This window comes from Rhodanobacter sp. UC4452_H20, from assembly GCF_052978205.1.
In genome coordinates this window covers 1,077,496-1,091,489 of sequence record NZ_CM129662.1, presented here as the reverse complement: position 1 = coordinate 1,091,489, position 13,994 = coordinate 1,077,496, and the positions used below count along the sequence as shown (strand labels likewise).

Genomic DNA, 13,994 nt, shown 5'->3' with positions numbered 1-13,994 from the left:
TCAGGCATGCAACGACTTGTAGAGCATGAAGATGGCCACCACGACGATCACCGCGGCGAAGATCAGGTTGAGCGCCCCGCGCGTCTTCGCCAACCGTCGGGCGCCCAGCGCACCCAGCCAGCCACCGACGATGCCGCCGCCGATGAACTCGGTCGCCACGCGCCAATCGACCAGGCCGGAGGCGGCATAGTTGAAGGTGGTGGTCAGCCCGAAGGCGCCCACCGAGAACAACGACGTGCCGATTGCGTTGATGATCTCCATGCCGCTGGCGAACATCAGCCCCGGTACGATCAGGAAGCCGCCGCCGATGCCGAAGAATCCCGACAGACCGCCAGCGCCGAGGCCCACAGCGCCCAGACGCGGATAGACGTGCGGCAGCGGGTAGCGATCCACCTCGCCGTTACGCCGTCCGCGCAACATCAGGCCGGCGACCACCAGCATGAGCAGTGCGAACAGCACCAGCAGGTGCTGCCCGTTGATCGCCTTGCCCAGGCTCGATCCCAGGTAAGCGCCGACCACGCCGGTCGCTGCAAACATGAAGGCCGCCTTCCAGCGGACGTGTCCGGCGCGCGCATGAGGTACCAGGTTGGCGAAGGCATTCACCGCCACCGCCAGCGCGCTGGTACCGATCGCCACGTGCGGGTCGTGCACGCCGACCACATAGAGCACCAGCGGCGTGGCCAGAATCGAGCCGCCACCGCCGATCAGCGCCAGCGAAAAGCCGACCAGAGAGCCACACACGATGGCCAGCAAGGCCTGGGTCAGAAGAACGGGTTCCATGGACACTCCAGATGGCTCAATCCTGCGGCATGCAGAAAAGCTCGAACAAAGTTGTCATGAGCGTACGCGCGCGCTCGTCGCTGATGCGGTAGTAGATCGATTGAGCCTCGCGACGTCCGTTGACGATGCGGTCGCGTCGCAGCAGCGCCAGGTGCTGCGAGACGACGCTCTGGGAGAGCTTTAGCACCTGCGCAAGCTCGCCGACCGAACGCTCGCCTTCCACCAGCTGGCAGAGCAGCAGCAGCCGATTGTGGCTGGCTATGCCCTTGAGCAACGCAATCGCCTCCTCGGAGTGGCGGTGCATCGCTTCGGACGAAAGCACTTCCGCGGGACGTGGCAAGGCGCGCTTACGCTGTGAGCCCGGCGCTGCAACGGGACGGCCGGATTTCATGAGTGTCTCATGCGGGTCCGTCCACCATCTCCGGCTTGGCAAGCCACTCGTGGCCGCGCACCACCATGTGGAAGTACACCGGCGGCAGAATGTTGGCTTTCAGCAGCCAGGCCAGTCGGCTGGCCTTGGTGGGATCAAGCGGAAAACTGGGCATCAACTTGCCTCCGTAGCCGAACTCGGCAAGCACCACTCGGCCCTTCTCGACCGTCAGTGGACAGGCACCATAGCCGTCATAGACGGCGTGCCGGTGGCGGCCATGCAGACTGGCGAGCAGGTTTTCGGCCACGACCGGGGCCTGTTTGCGCACGGCCGCCAGAGTCTTGGCGTTGGGTGCGGAGCAGACATCACCAAGGCTGAAAATGTTCGCGTAGCGGGGATGTCTCAGCGTCTGCGGATCCACCGCCAGCCAGCCGGCTTCATCAGCGAGCGGGCTGGAGCGCACGAAGTCCGGCGCAGTCTGCGGTGGCACGACATGCAACATGTCGAAATCCACCGCATGGCGCGTGGTGCCGCCGGCGGTATCCTTGTCTTCGAACCAAGCCTTGCGCGCTGCGCCATCGACCGCAAACAGGTTGGAATTGAAGCAGAGCTGGGCTTGGTATTTGCGCACGTACTCCATCAATGGCGGCACGAATTCCTTGACCCCGAACAGCACGGCGCCGGCACTGCGGAACTGAACCTCGATGGCAGCGGTGCGGCCGTTGCGGAACCAGTGATCACACGAGAGGTACATCGCCTTCTGCGGCGCGCCGGCGCGCTTGATCGGCATCGGCGGCTGGGTGAACAGCGCGCGACCGCTGGCCAACTCGCGAACGAGTTTCCATGTGTAGGGCGCCAGGTCGAATCGATAGTTGGATGTCACGCCGTTTCGCCCGAGCGTCTCGGCCAGACCCTCGATCTGCTCCCAGCGCAGGACCAGACCCGGCGCGACGATCAGATACCGGTAGCCCAGCCGGGCGCCGTCGGCCAGCACCACCGCATTGCGGTCGGGCTCGAACGCGGCAACGGCACCCTTGTGCCATTTCACGCCGGCGGGGATGATCTGGGCGGTCGCCACCTCGGTACGCGCCGTATCGAACAAGCCGGCCCCGACCAGCGTCCAGGCGGGCTGGTAGTAGTGCTTTTCGCTCGGCTCGACGATGGTGATGCTCAAGGAGGGATCGCGCCGGCGCAGGCTGGCGGCAACCGCGCAGCCTGCCGATCCACCGCCGACGATCAAGACATCCACGGTTCGGCCCGGCGACCCTTGCACTGCCTCCGATCCGCCACTCGCTGAGCGTTCCAGACGCGGTTTCAGCGACGTCAGGTCGTACCCGCAGCGGTTGGCCGTGGCCAGGATCTCCGCCGCGCCCTGCCCCTGGCGCGCGGCACCCAGCGCCCACAAGGTGATCGAGCGCGTGCCGGTGCGGCAGAAGGCGAGCAGCGGTCCGCTGGCCTCCTCGAGCACCTCGGCGAACTCGGCCGCCTGCTCATCACGCAGCTGACCTGAAACCACGGGAATGTGCCGGTAGGTCAGGCCTGCCTCCGCAGCGGCCTGGGCGATCATCGCGCTGGTCGGCTGGTCCGGGGCCTCGCCGTCCGGGCGATTGTTGATGATGCCGGTGAAACCCTGACCGGCGAGCGTGCCGACGTCGGCCACTTCGATCTGTGCCGACACGCTCAGGTGTTCCGAAACCTTCTTGGTCGCCATGATTTGCTCCTCGGAAGTGGCCCGCGACAGGCCGCGGGCGGTCAGGTCGCCGCGACGGCCCGGTGATTACAACGCGTCCAGCGGAATCTTCAGATAGCGCACGCCATTGTCCTCCGCCGGCGGCAGGTGGCCGGCGCGCATGTTCACCTGCACCGATGGCAGCATCAGCCGGGGCATCGACAGGGCCGCATCGCGTTCCGAGCGCAGCCGCACGAACTGATCCTCGTCGATCTCCTCGCGCACGTGGATGTTGTGGCGGCGCTGCTTGCCCACGGTCGTCTCGTGCGCGAACTGCTCGCGCCCGGACGCCTTGTAGTCGTGGCACAGGAAGACGCGCGTCGCGTCCGGCAGCGCGAAGATGCGCCGAATCGAGCGGTACAGCGTGCGCGCGTCGCCGCCAGGAAAGTCGCAACGCGCGGTGCCGTAGTCGGGCATGAACAGCGTGTCGCCAACGAAAGCGGCATTGCCGATCACGTGGGTCATGCATGCGGGCGTGTGGCCAGGTGTGTGCAGCGCGACCGCCTCGATGCCGCCCACGCGGTAGCGTTCGCCGTCGGCGAACAGATGGTCGAACTGGCTGCCGTCACCTTGGAAATCGGTGCCCGCGTTGAACAGCTTGCCGAAAGTCTTCTGCACGGCGCGGATGTGCTCGCCGATGCCGAGCTTTCCACCCAGACGCGCCTGCACGTAGGGCGCGGCGGACAGATGATCGGCATGCACGTGGGTATCTATCACCCACTCGGTTTCCAGCCCTTGCGCCTGCACGAAAGCAATCAGCTTGTCAGCCGAACCGTGGCGGGTACGACCGGAGACCGGGTCGAAGTCCAGTACGGCATCGAGGATAGCTGCCTTGCGCGTGGCCGGATCCCACGCGACATAACTGAAGGTGTTGGTCGCCTCGTCGAAGAACGCCTGGACCTCGGGGTGTTGTTGCATGGGACGTTCCTCAAACAAAGACATCAGGACCGAGCCGGCAGCAGCCGCGCCACCAACAGCCAGCCAGCGACCATGCAGGCCACGAACAGCAGCAGTCCCGGCGCACCCGCGGTGAGCGACGCCAGCGCCGGACCGGGACAGTAACCGGCGAGCCCCCAGCCCACACCGAACATGGCCGCGCCGCCAAGCAGGCGACGGTCCAGTGTGCGGGCCGTCGGGAGCTGGAAGGTGGCATCAAGCCATGGTTGCGGCCGGGTCAGCACCAAGCGGTACCCGAGCGCCGTGGTCAGCACGGCGCCGCCCATGACGAAGGCCAGTTGCGGATTCCAGTGGCCGAATACATCCAGAAAGCCGAGCACGATTTCCGGGCGGGTCATCCCGCCCAGCACCAGCCCAATGCCGAACAGCAGGCCAGCAACGAGTGCAACCAATACCTTCATGTCAGAGCCCTCCAAGCAGGTGACGCACCACGGTTACCGTGCCGATGCCGAGCACCATGAAGGTGGCGGTAGCTGCCAGAGAACGCGGCGAAAAGCGGGCGATGCCACAGACGCCATGCCCACTGGTGCAGCCGCTGCCGAGGCGCGTGCCGACGCCGACCAGAATGCCCGCCAGGGCCATCCACGGCCACCCCACCTGCGGCATCCCCACGCCGCTGTCGCCGCGCAGCAGCCCCAGCAACGGCGCCGCCAGCACCAGGCCCAGCACAAACGCGAGCCGCCACGGCCAGTCGCCGATGCGCTGGGTCACCAGCCCGCCGGCAATGCCGCTGATGCCGGCAATGCGGCCCAACGCGCCCATCATCAGCACGGCCGCCAGGCCGATCAGGATGCCGCCGACGGCGGCGAGGAGCCAAGGATGCATACAACCACCTATTCGTATATTCGCATCTACGAATATAAACCGGGCAAGCTTGCGGTGCAAACGCTGCGGACCCCGGCCCGCCGGAGATCCTCCGGGGCTCACTTGCGGCTTTCTAAGGGCCCTGACGCTTCAGCGAGGCCAGCCATTCCACGCCTGCCGAGCATGCCCGTGTGCGGGAATTGCCAGGTGCTGACCGTCAACTCGGCGGCATGGCGCAGGTGTGCCTGCCGGAGGTGGGCACTTGAACGAACCAGCCTGCGTAGGGGGCTCTCAGGGCTGGCGACCCGAAAAGTGCGTCCGCTAGCCCGCAGCCGGCCAGCTCGACCAAGATCAAACCGAAGGCTAGGAACGCCATGTCCGGGCCAGTTGATGAGGGTGCCTGCGCATGTGGTGCACGCCTATGACCTGGTGGTCTGCCAGTCCCTCCACCATTGATGATGCCCCGGCACGCGCGAGCAGCAAACCTGCCGGAGCGCCTCGGTCATCCGGAGTAGAGCATGTACAGAATGAATACCGGCGCACTCGTATGATGGCGCGCCTCAAGGAATACCCCCCAAGTAACCGCGCGATGGTCAATGGTTGGGCCGAGGAACACACATGACAACAGGGCAAAGCCATCGGTCGTACGAAACGACACACCACGCGAGCACATGCCGCGTATAGATCGCTAGCGTTGGTGGATCGCCCGTAGCCGGCCATCGTGCAATAAACGACTGCGGGATCACATGGAAGTGTCCACAATGCGCCACGTCTTTCCCCGGAGTGAAGCATGTTGACCGCCGAGTTCCTCTCGCGCCTGCAGTTCGCGTGGGTAATGTCTTTCCACATCCTGTTCCCCGCCTTCAGCATCGGTACGGCGGCGTGGCTCGCTTTCATCGAAGCCGTGTGGCTGGTCAAGCGCACCGACCTGTGGCGCGACCTGTATTTCTTCTGGCTCAAGATCTTCGCCGTCGCTTTCGGCATGGGCGTGGTCTCGGGCATCGTGATGAGTTTCCAGTTCGGCACCAACTGGGCCGGCTTCTCGATCGTCGCCGGCAACGTGGTAGGGCCGCTCCTCAATTACGAAGTGCTCACCGCGTTCTTCCTGGAGGCGACGTTCCTTGGCGTGATGCTGTTCGGTTGGAAAAAGGTCAGTGACCGCATGCATTTCCTGGCCACCTGCATGGTCGCGCTGGGCACGCTGCTTTCGGCGTTCTGGATCATGTCGGCCAACAGCTGGATGCAGACGCCAGCCGGCTACGAAATCCGCGACGGCGTGTTCTACCCGGCCGACTGGTGGCGGGTGATCTTCAACCCCTCTTTCCTGGTGCGCCTGCCGCACATGGTGCTGGCGGCATTCATCTCGACGGCGATGGTGGTGGGCGGGGCTTCGGCCGTCTATCTGCTGCAGGGGCGTTTCGTCGATCGCGCCGGGAAGACGCTCAAGCTCGCGCTGGCGTTCCTTGCCATCGTGATCCCTCTGCAGATCATGATCGGCGACATGGCCGGGCAGAAGGTGCGCGAATACCAGCCGACCAAGCTGGCCGCGATCGAGGCGCGCTGGGACACCGAAAGCAATGTGCCGCTGACCTTGTTTGCCTGGCCCGACGAGCAGGCGCAGACCAACCACTACGCGCTCGACGTGCCCCACTTGGGCAGCCTGATCCTGACCCACTCGTGGAACGGAGAGGTCAAGGGCCTGAAGGATTTCCCACGGGATGAGCGCCCGCCGGTGGCGATTCCGTTCTTTTCGTTCCGTGTCATGGTAGGGCTCGGCCTGGCCATGTTCGCGCTCGCCCTGATCGGGCTGTGGCGCTGGAAGCGCGGCACGCTGTTGTCCGGCCGGTGGTACCTGAAAGCCTGGGTGGTGATGATCCCGTCCGGCTTCGTTGCACTGCTGACTGGCTGGTGGGTCGCCGAAGTCGGGCGTCAGCCGTGGGTGGTGCAGGGCTTGGTGCGCACCGCGCAAGCGGTGAGCAAAGTGCCAGCCGGCAGCGTGCTCGCCTCTCTCATCACCTTTGTGGTGGTCTATCTCGGCATCTTCGGCGCAGGCCTTTGGTATCTGCTCAAGCTGTTTCGCGACGGTCCGCTACCGGCGCCGCAGCGCGACCAGACGGCCACGCCGGTGCACGGCAGCCACCTTCGTACACCCTCGCGCCCGCTATCGGCGCCCGACGATCCGATGGGAGATTGAGGATGGACTGGGCAACTGTGCTTCCCGTGGTCTGGTACTTCATCATCGGCTTTGCGGTGATGATGTATGTGCTGCTCGACGGCTTCGTACTGGGGCTGGGCATCCTGTTGCCGTTCGCCGATGACGAACACCAGCGCGACCACATGATGAATACCGCCGCGCCGATCTGGGACGGCAACGAGACCTGGCTGGTACTCGGCGGCGCGGGTTTGATGGCGAGCTTTCCCAAGGCCTACGCTGCAGTGCTCTCGGCGCTATACCTGCCGATGCTGGTCATGCTGATCGCGCTGATCTTCCGCGGCGTGGCGTTCGAGTTCCGCTTCAAGGCGCATACCTCGCGCTGGCTGTGGGGCGTGGCTTTCAGCGTCGGCTCGGTGCTCACCGCGTTCGCGCAGGGGCTGATCCTGGGCGCGCTGGTCGAGGGCATGCCGCTCACCGGCGGCAAGTATATCCAGGGCACATTCGGCTGGTTCAGCCCGTTCGCAGTGATGACCGGCGTGGCGGTGGTGTTCGGCTATGCGCTGCTCGGCGCGACCTGGTTGATCCTCAAGACCGAAGGACGGCTGCAGCGCGTCGCGTTCGATCTCACCCGGCCGCTGATGCTGGCGGTGATCGGCTTCATGCTGATCGTGAGCGCATGGTTGCCGTTCCTCGATTCGCACTTGATGGCACGCTGGTTCACCGGGACGCATTTCCTCTACCTTTTGCCGATCCCGATGCTGACTTTGCTCAATGCAGCGTGGCTGTGGCGGGCGGTGCTGCAGGATCGCGAGGTACAGCCGTTCTTGCTCGCTTTGTGCTTCTTCGTGCTGGGCTTCGTCGGCCTGGTGGTGGGCATGTGGCCGAACATTGTGCCGCCGAGCATGACCATCTGGCAGGCCGCCTCGCCGCCGTCGTCGCAGGGTTTCGTGCTGGTCGGCGCGATGGTGCTGATTCCGGCGGTACTCGCTTATACCGTGTATTCGTATCGGGTATTTCGCGGCAAGGTGCAGGCAGACGAGGGCTACCATTGAGGCACCCGCCTTCACCACCAGACTGCGCAAAACGATGCACCACTGTTGCCGTCTCTGAAGTCACGCGCCGTTGCGAAGCAAGAGGCCTGCAGCGCACGGTGAGGTGACAGAACGCTTGCATTGCCAGTATGTACAGCGGACAGAAAATCTCGCCAGCAGCCAACGCCGGCCATTCCTGACACGTGTTCGCACGCTGCAGGGAATGTTTTGAACGATCGAATGTGGATCCAGCGGGCCTCGACCAGGAGACGCATTGGCCAACTCGCTACGGCAAATCTTTCCTCCTTTACCTCAGGCTCACGATCCGCGCGTTTAGATTGTCCATAGCGGTTGATTCCGATACGTCTACCGTAGCGATGAGGTGCGGCGCTGACCCGGCATGACTGCATGTGATGCGTTCCACCCGCTTTGCCATTTGCAAAAACGCAGTAATGGCCACGCAGGAGGCTCCACGGCCCCAAGGGTCGATGCGCCACGTGTGTCGCTTCTCACGTCGCCGCCAACGGCGCCATTCAAGCCGCCATGAGGATGCCAACATGGAACTGATCGAACTGGGAGGTATTGCCGTCGCGACGCTCTGGGACAAGCCCACGGGAAGCTGGCAGTACGTGGTGGTCGACCGTGCCACCAGCAAGGCGGCGATCATCGACCCCGTGCTCGACTTCGATCCGGCCGCAGCGACTACGGCGACCAACAATGCCGACCAGATCCTGCGCTTCGTGAAGGAGCAGCGCCTCCAGGTCGACTGGATCCTGGACACCCATCCGCATGCCGACCATTTCTCCGCAGCCCCCTACCTGGCCGGAAAGCTGCAGGCTCCCACCGCCATCGGCGCGCGCGTGGTCGAGGTGCAGAAGCTGTGGCGCGACATCTACTGCCTGGACGATTTCCCGGTGGACGGATCGCAGTGGGACCGGTTGTTTGCTGATGGTGATGTGTTCAGCGTGGGTGACACGCAGGTGCGGGTGCTGTTCTCACCCGGCCACACGCTGGCGTCGGTCAGCTACGTGACCGAGCGCGCGGCGTTCGTGCACGACACGTTGATGATGCCGGATGCAGGCACCTCGCGTGCCGACTTTCCCGGTGGCGATGCAGACCAGTTGTTCGATTCCATCCAGGCGCTGCTGGCCCTGCCGAGGGACACGGAACTTTTCGTGGGCCATGACTATGCACCGCACGGCCGTGACGCGCAGTGCCATGCGACGGTATCGAAGCATCGCGATGACAATATCCACGTCGGAGGCGACCGCGGCCGCGAGGCGTTTGTGGATCTACGCAGGAAGCGCGATGCCACACTGCCCCTGCCCAAGCTGATGCTCGCGGCGCTGCAAGTGAACATCCGCGGCGGCCGCCTGCCCGCAGCCGCTCCGTGCGGTCGCTCTTTCCTGCGGATCCCCCTAAATTACTTTGCTTCGACATCGTCGGAGTAATGTTTTACCCATGCCGTCCGCAACCTGGCAGCGACCGCGGATTTGCAACCATCGCATGTTTTCAGTAATACATCGATCCATATGGCAACCAGCCGGCTGTCTGTAGGGCCGCCACCGCTAGAGTCGTTTCGGGAAGGTTCCAATGAGCTGGACGATCGGCCTGTTTCTGGTCATCAGTTTCGTGATCTCGCTGATCGCGCTTGCTGCCTTCATCTGGGCGATCAGCAACCGTCAAATGAAAGTCGACCAGGCGCATGCCTACACGGTCTTCGGCAAGGGCGAGGCCGGAGGCATGGACGACCCGACGATCGATACGCCGAACGAGCAAGTGGCGCAGCACGAGCATCGCGATGCCGCGCATGCGGGCGAGGACGCCTCGTCACGCCGTGCCGTCACCCTGCTGCTTGCCAGCGCGGTGATCTGGCTGGTGCTGGGCTCGGTGTTCGGCGTGATTGCCTCACTCAAGATGCACCTGCCCGACTGGCTGGACGGTGCCGGCGCGCTGACCTTCGGCCGCATACGCACGTTGCACTTGAACTCGGTCATCTACGGCTGGCTGTCACTGGGCGGACTGGGCGTGGCGATGTGGATCATCCCGCGCATCTTCCACACACGTCTGCGCTCGCCGCGGCTGCCGATCTACGGCGCGTGGATCTGGAACATCGCGCTGGCGGCCGGACTGGCCGGAATAGCGGCCGGCTTCACCGACGGCGAGGAATGGCTGGAGATCCCCTGGCAGGTCGATATCTTCATCGCGATCGGCGCCGCGCTGTTCGCGGTACCGCTGTTCCGCACCATGCGCGCGCGCAACGTGCGCCACATATACGTGACCGGCTGGTACTTCATCGCCGCGCTGGGCTGGTTTCCGATGCTGTTCGTGATCGCCAACATTCCGGAGATCTACTCCGGTGCGCAGGAGGCCACGGTGAACTGGTGGTTCGCGCACAACGTGCTGGGTTTGTGGCTCACGCCACTCGGGCTGGGCGCGGCGTACTACTTCATCCCCAAGATCATCGGCAAGCCGATCTATTCGTACACGCTGTCGCTGCTGGGCTTCTGGGCGCTGGCGCTGTTCTACAGCCAGATCGGCATCCATCATCTCGTCGGCGGCCCGGTGCCGACGTGGCTGGTGACGCTCTCGATCGTGCAGAGCATGATGATGATCGTGTCGGTCGTCGCGGTGGCGATCAATCACCACGTCACGGTGGCGCGCAACCTGTGGGCGCTGCGCGACTCCACCCCCTTGCGCTTTGTCTGGCTCGGCGCGCTCTCGTACACGATCGTCTCGCTGCAGGGTTCCACCGAAGCGCTGCGCCCGGTGCAGACGGTGGTGCACTTCACCCAGTACACCATCGCGCATGCGCATCTGGGCGTCTACGGGTTCGTCTCGCTGGTGCTGTTCGGCAGCATCTACCACATCATGCCGCGCATGATCGGCGCGCAGTGGCCGTATCCGCGCCTGATCCCGGTGCATTTCTGGCTCACCATCGTCGGCTTCGCCATCTACTTCACGGCGCTCACCATCGGCGGCATCGAACAGGGCTATGCCATGATCGATGCCAGTCGGCCGTTCGCGGACAGCGTCATCCTGCTCAGGCCGTACCTGATCTCGCGCTCGGTCGGCGGCTCGCTGATGACGCTCGGACACCTGGTGTTCGCGCTCAACTTTTTCGTGCTGCTGGCGCGTTCCCGACTGCATGCGCCGGGCCAGACCATGCCGGTCGCCGCGCAGGCCGCGCCATGATCACCATGAACAAGGTCCTGCCGATCGCCCTGCTGTCGCTGGCGTTGCTGGTATTCGCCACCGTGCTGCTGCTCGTCCTGCCCGCGGTGCAGATCCGCAGCAAGCCACCCACGCCCGGCCTGCGCGACTACACCGCCACCGAGTTGCGCGGGCGGGCGGTGTACGTGCGCGAGGGCTGCGTCTACTGCCATAGCCAGCAGCCGCGCTCGCCTGACCAGGCGCCCGACGTCGAACGCGGCTGGGGCCGCGCGTCGGTGGCCTCGGACTACATGTTCGACAAGCCGCACTTGCTGGGCACCATGCGCACCGGGCCGGATCTGCTGAACATCGGCGCGCGCATGCCGAGCGCCGCGTGGCAACTGACCCACCTCTACCAGCCGCGGTCGATCTCCCCGTGGAGCATCATGCCGGCCTATCGTTACCTGTTCAAAGTCAAGTCACGACTCGCGCCTGGCGATGTGGCTGTATGGGTACCCAAAGCCTACCGGCCGCGGGAAGGCACGGTGGTGGCGACGCGCGATGCGCAGGATCTGGTGGCCTACCTGCTGAGCCTCGACCGCACCTATCCCGCGCCCGTCGATGGCGTACGCGACGATGGCTATGCCACCCAGGGAGGTGCCCGGTGAAAGATCGCAAGCAGCGCCCGCGGCGCCTTCCCGAGGATGAACTTTTCGAACCCTACGAGGAGTCCCGGCGCGTTCCGTTGCCGGTGTACTGGATCGCCATCGCGCTGGCGCTCTGGGGCGTGGCGATGCTCTACGACGCCGGCAAGTCGGTGCAGATCGGGCAGACCCAGCGGCTGCAGCGCAACCTCGCCGAAAAGACCGAAAACCGCCCGGCCCACCAGCCCGGCCTCACCTTGTTCCAGGAGCGCTGCGCCACCTGCCACCAGGTCGACGGCGCCGGGCTGAAGGGTGCGGTGCCGCCACTCGACGGCTCGCCTTTCGTCACCGAAGATCCGCGCATGATCGCCAGGATCCTGCTGCACGGCATCCATGGGCCGATTCGCGTTGCCGGCGAGGACTACAACGGGCACATGCCCGATTTCGCCAGTGTGCTCTCCGACACAGAGATCGCCGAGATTGGCACCTACATACGGCAAGCCTGGTCGAACAAGGCCGGACCGTTGAACGTGTCCGATGTCACCGCCGCCCGGCGTCAGGGCGGCCCCTCCGAACCATGGAGCGGGGGCGCGGCGCTGGTGGCGGTGTCGGATCATCCGGCTGCCTACGAAGCGCAGCCAGCCTCGACGCAGGCAGCGGTCACGCTCGCCGGCACCGACACCGCCGGCGCCCTACTGGCCTCGGCCGCGCGCGGCGGGCGCTGGTCGTGCGCGTCCTGCCATGGGGCCACCGGCGGCGGCACGCTCAACATCCCGCGCCTGGCCGGACTCGACTCGGCCTACATCGAGCGCCAGCTGCTCGATTTCCGCAGCGGTCGGCGCCCCAACGAGATCATGGCGATAGTGGCCCGCTCGCTTGCCCCGCAAGACATACCTGTCCTTGCCCGCTACTACGCCCAGCTGTCGCCCGGCTCGACCGCCCGTCCGGATCTCGGCGGCCGGATTTCGCGCGGCCAGCAGCTCGCCCTCGCCGGTGACAGCTCACGCGAGCTCCCTGCATGTTTCTCCTGCCACGGTTCGTCCGGCTTCGGGGTCGGGATCTTCCCCGCGCTCGCGGCCCAGCACCCGGCCTACACCGTGACCCAGCTCAATGCCTTCGCCGACGGCCAGCGCAGCAACGACCCCTCCGCGCTGATGCGCCACATTGCGGTCAAGCTGGATGCGCTCGATCGCAAGGCCGTCTCCGACTATCTCAGTACGCTGCCACCCGTGCCGTCGCGCCAGGTGCAGGCCTCGACAGGAGAATGACCATGGAGCACCCATCCGAACCCACCCGCCGACGCGTCGAAGGCAACGAAAGCCGGGACGATCAACGTGCAGGGCATGGCACCCGGCGTGCGATCTACGCCGTCATCGGCGGGATCGTGCTGTTTGCCGCGGTGGTCGTGTTCGGCAACATCGAGGTACCCGGACTGCATCACAGCCGGCAAGCCCGGGACCGCGGGCCCGAGGCGAGCGGTAGCGCACCGGCGCCGGCCACCGCCGGCAAGAAAACCCCGCCCGCCTTCAATCCGCCGCCCGAAAGCAGCATCCCTTCCGGCCCAGGAGGTGATGCGGTCCGCCGCGGCATGCAGATCTTCGTCAACACGCGCACCCACGCCGGCCAGTACGTCGGTAATGAGCTCTCCTGCAGCAACTGCCACCTCGACGCCGGCCGCCGCGCCGATTCGGCCCCGATGTGGTCGGCCTGGGTCAGCTACCCGATGTACCGCTCCAAGAACAAGCAGATCAACACGATGGAGGATCGCGTCAAGGGTTGCTTCACCTATTCGATGAATGCGCAGGATTCGACCTCGGGTGGTCCGCCCAAGGCGGGCGACCAGGTCTACAAGGACCTGCAGGCGTACATGCACTGGCTGGCGACCGGCGCGCCGACCAACACCAAACTGGCTGGCGGCGGCTATCCCAAGCTGAAGAAGACCGCACAGGGCTATTCGCCCGAGCGCGGACAAACGGTGTTCCAGACCTATTGCGCGACCTGCCACGGCGGCGACGGCCAGGGCCAGCACGACATCAACGGGCGGGTGGTGTTTCCGCCGCTGTGGGGGCCGCACAGCTACAACTGGGGCGCCGGCATGGCCAGCATCAACAATGCCGCCGGCTTCATCAAGGCCAACATGCCACTGGGGCAGCACGACCGCCTGACCGACCAGCAGGCGTGGGACGTCGCCGCCTACATCGACAGCCACGAACGCCCCAAGGATCCACGCCAGACCGGCGCCGTGGCGGAAGCGGCCAAGCAGTACCACAGTGGCGGCAACACGTATTACGGCCAGGTGGTCAATGGCCAGCTGATCGGGGTGGGCACACCGCCCCCGCCCACGCGCAAACCGTAGCGGTGTCACACGGCG

General features: G+C 65.3%; 13 protein-coding genes. 7 read left to right on the top strand and 6 right to left on the bottom strand.

What is annotated here, in order from left to right; all coding sequences use genetic code 11:
- The 6 genes from ACVCMC_RS05310 to ACVCMC_RS05285 all read right to left on the bottom strand — a co-directional run bounded on the left by ACVCMC_RS05310 (position 1) and on the right by ACVCMC_RS05285 (position 4,661).
- On the bottom strand, positions 1-780 hold the full coding sequence (locus ACVCMC_RS05310) for a sulfite exporter TauE/SafE family protein (RefSeq protein WP_447098931.1): 780 nt from the start codon (positions 778-780) through the stop codon (positions 1-3).
- A gap of 16 nt (positions 781-796) precedes the next feature.
- A complete protein-coding gene (locus ACVCMC_RS05305; protein WP_447098930.1) occupies positions 797-1,171 on the bottom strand; it encodes an ArsR/SmtB family transcription factor in 375 nt (124 codons plus the stop codon).
- Positions 1,172-1,178: 7 nt separating this feature from the next.
- The gene (locus ACVCMC_RS05300; RefSeq protein ID WP_447098929.1) at positions 1,179-2,861 is read right to left on the bottom strand and encodes a TIGR01244 family sulfur transferase; all 1,683 of its coding nucleotides are present in this window, start codon (positions 2,859-2,861) and stop codon (positions 1,179-1,181) included.
- A 66-nt stretch (positions 2,862-2,927) separates the two neighbouring features.
- Positions 2,928-3,797: an MBL fold metallo-hydrolase gene (locus tag ACVCMC_RS05295; RefSeq protein WP_447098928.1), complete on the bottom strand. Its 870-nt coding sequence runs from the start codon at positions 3,795-3,797 to the stop codon at positions 2,928-2,930.
- 23 nt (positions 3,798-3,820) lie between these two features.
- Positions 3,821-4,237, bottom strand: coding sequence for a DUF6691 family protein (locus ACVCMC_RS05290; RefSeq protein WP_447098927.1), 417 nt, complete (start codon positions 4,235-4,237; stop codon positions 3,821-3,823).
- A gap of 1 nt (position 4,238) precedes the next feature.
- Positions 4,239-4,661: a YeeE/YedE family protein gene (locus tag ACVCMC_RS05285; protein ID WP_447098926.1), complete on the bottom strand. Its 423-nt coding sequence runs from the start codon at positions 4,659-4,661 to the stop codon at positions 4,239-4,241.
- A gap of 772 nt (positions 4,662-5,433) precedes the next feature.
- Here ACVCMC_RS05285 and ACVCMC_RS05280 point away from each other — a divergent pair.
- The 7 genes from ACVCMC_RS05280 (at position 5,434) to ACVCMC_RS05250 (ending at position 13,979) form a co-directional block, all read left to right on the top strand.
- Positions 5,434-6,834: a cytochrome ubiquinol oxidase subunit I gene (locus tag ACVCMC_RS05280; protein ID WP_447099454.1), complete on the top strand. Its 1,401-nt coding sequence runs from the start codon at positions 5,434-5,436 to the stop codon at positions 6,832-6,834.
- A 2-nt stretch (positions 6,835-6,836) separates the two neighbouring features.
- Complete coding sequence (gene cydB / locus ACVCMC_RS05275; RefSeq protein WP_447098925.1) at positions 6,837-7,847, top strand: cytochrome d ubiquinol oxidase subunit II; 1,011 nt, start codon at positions 6,837-6,839, stop codon at positions 7,845-7,847.
- A gap of 536 nt (positions 7,848-8,383) precedes the next feature.
- Complete coding sequence (locus ACVCMC_RS05270; protein WP_447098924.1) at positions 8,384-9,277, top strand: MBL fold metallo-hydrolase; 894 nt, start codon at positions 8,384-8,386, stop codon at positions 9,275-9,277.
- A 142-nt stretch (positions 9,278-9,419) separates the two neighbouring features.
- Complete coding sequence (locus ACVCMC_RS05265; RefSeq protein ID WP_447098923.1) at positions 9,420-11,021, top strand: cbb3-type cytochrome c oxidase subunit I; 1,602 nt, start codon at positions 9,420-9,422, stop codon at positions 11,019-11,021.
- Between the two features lie 5 nt (positions 11,022-11,026).
- Positions 11,027-11,647, top strand: a complete 621-nt coding sequence (locus tag ACVCMC_RS05260) for a cbb3-type cytochrome c oxidase subunit II (RefSeq protein ID WP_447098922.1) — start codon at positions 11,027-11,029, stop codon at positions 11,645-11,647.
- Positions 11,644-12,891: a c-type cytochrome gene (locus ACVCMC_RS05255; protein ID WP_447098921.1), complete on the top strand. Its 1,248-nt coding sequence runs from the start codon at positions 11,644-11,646 to the stop codon at positions 12,889-12,891. The genes ACVCMC_RS05260 and ACVCMC_RS05255 overlap by 4 nt, the downstream gene beginning before the upstream one ends.
- A gap of 2 nt (positions 12,892-12,893) precedes the next feature.
- Positions 12,894-13,979 (top strand): c-type cytochrome, encoded by a 1,086-nt coding sequence (locus ACVCMC_RS05250; protein WP_447098920.1) that lies wholly within the window; start codon positions 12,894-12,896, stop codon positions 13,977-13,979.
- The last annotated feature ends 15 nt before the right edge of the window (positions 13,980-13,994 follow it).

What these genes read in the sequence shown, in the direction of transcription:
- ACVCMC_RS05305 (WP_447098930.1), bottom strand. Translation starts at nt 1,171, where the DNA reads ATGAAATCCGGCCGTCCCGTTGCAGCGCCGGGCTCACAGCGTAAGCGC.
- cydB (WP_447098925.1), top strand. Translation starts at nt 6,837, where the DNA reads ATGGACTGGGCAACTGTGCTTCCCGTGGTCTGGTACTTCATCATCGGC.
- ACVCMC_RS05250 (WP_447098920.1), top strand. Translation starts at nt 12,894, where the DNA reads ATGGAGCACCCATCCGAACCCACCCGCCGACGCGTCGAAGGCAACGAA.
- ACVCMC_RS05260 (WP_447098922.1), top strand. Translation starts at nt 11,027, where the DNA reads ATGAACAAGGTCCTGCCGATCGCCCTGCTGTCGCTGGCGTTGCTGGTA.
- ACVCMC_RS05300 (WP_447098929.1), bottom strand. Translation starts at nt 2,861, where the DNA reads ATGGCGACCAAGAAGGTTTCGGAACACCTGAGCGTGTCGGCACAGATC.
- ACVCMC_RS05310 (WP_447098931.1), bottom strand. Translation starts at nt 780, where the DNA reads ATGGAACCCGTTCTTCTGACCCAGGCCTTGCTGGCCATCGTGTGTGGC.
- ACVCMC_RS05285 (WP_447098926.1), bottom strand. Translation starts at nt 4,661, where the DNA reads ATGCATCCTTGGCTCCTCGCCGCCGTCGGCGGCATCCTGATCGGCCTG.
- ACVCMC_RS05295 (WP_447098928.1), bottom strand. Translation starts at nt 3,797, where the DNA reads ATGCAACAACACCCCGAGGTCCAGGCGTTCTTCGACGAGGCGACCAAC.
- ACVCMC_RS05270 (WP_447098924.1), top strand. Translation starts at nt 8,384, where the DNA reads ATGGAACTGATCGAACTGGGAGGTATTGCCGTCGCGACGCTCTGGGAC.
- ACVCMC_RS05265 (WP_447098923.1), top strand. Translation starts at nt 9,420, where the DNA reads ATGAGCTGGACGATCGGCCTGTTTCTGGTCATCAGTTTCGTGATCTCG.
- ACVCMC_RS05290 (WP_447098927.1), bottom strand. Translation starts at nt 4,237, where the DNA reads ATGAAGGTATTGGTTGCACTCGTTGCTGGCCTGCTGTTCGGCATTGGG.